The sequence below is a fragment of the Vibrio sp. TRT 21S02 genome (assembly GCF_050113675.1).
Classification (GTDB): domain Bacteria; phylum Pseudomonadota; class Gammaproteobacteria; order Enterobacterales; family Vibrionaceae; genus Vibrio.
The window spans coordinates 1-707 of record NZ_JBNJOI010000068.1 but is presented as its reverse complement, the minus strand read 5'-3'; the positions used below and the strand labels follow the sequence as shown (position 1 = coordinate 707).

General features: G+C 49.5%; 1 pseudogene. It reads right to left on the bottom strand.

What is annotated here, in order from left to right:
- Positions 1–707: pseudogene (locus tag ACQEXU_RS21970) on the bottom strand (hypothetical protein); the annotation flags it as partial.

Genomic DNA, 707 nt, shown 5'->3' with positions numbered 1-707 from the left:
TCATCCAGTTCAATCGCTTGCGCTGTTTCGACAGGCTCTGGTGTCGATTCTGCTTCTACCTGAGCTGGTTCATCTGCAATATCAGCTAAAGCATTCTCTTCGTTGTACTCCGGCAGCTCTAATTCATCCAGTTCAATCGCCGACTCTGTTTCGACAGGCTCTGGTGCTGACTCAGTTTCTGCTTGAGCTGGTTCATCTGTGACATCTGCCGTATCACTAGCATTAGCTGTATCCGATAACTCTGCCTGTTCTAAGGTAGATGCTGGCTGAATTTCCTCTTCCGTGAGCCAATCATCATCTTGAGGAACACCAAACTCATTAGGAATCGCCTCTGGCGTTGGAGCAACCGTTGTCTCACTACCCGATAACTCAGCTTGTGACACTGTAGGTTCACTCGAAACACTAGGTTCCTCATGTACTTCAGGCTCTTGTTCTACTTCACCGGCTAAAGTATCTTCAGCTTGAACCTCTTCCGGCTCAACTTGAGAGTGCGAAACGTCAACGTCACTCTCTGACTCGATTTCGTCTCGTGGTAATAGTTCTTCAGCTACGTTCTCAGGTGAATCAGTAGGTTCTGCTTCAGATGGAGATTCAACTTCTTCTATTGCTGAAGTGAGCCAATCGTCCTCATCTGGCTCTGGCTCTGGCTCTGGCTCTGGCTCTGGCTCTGGCTCTGGCTCTGGCTCTGGCTCTGGCTCTGGCTCTGG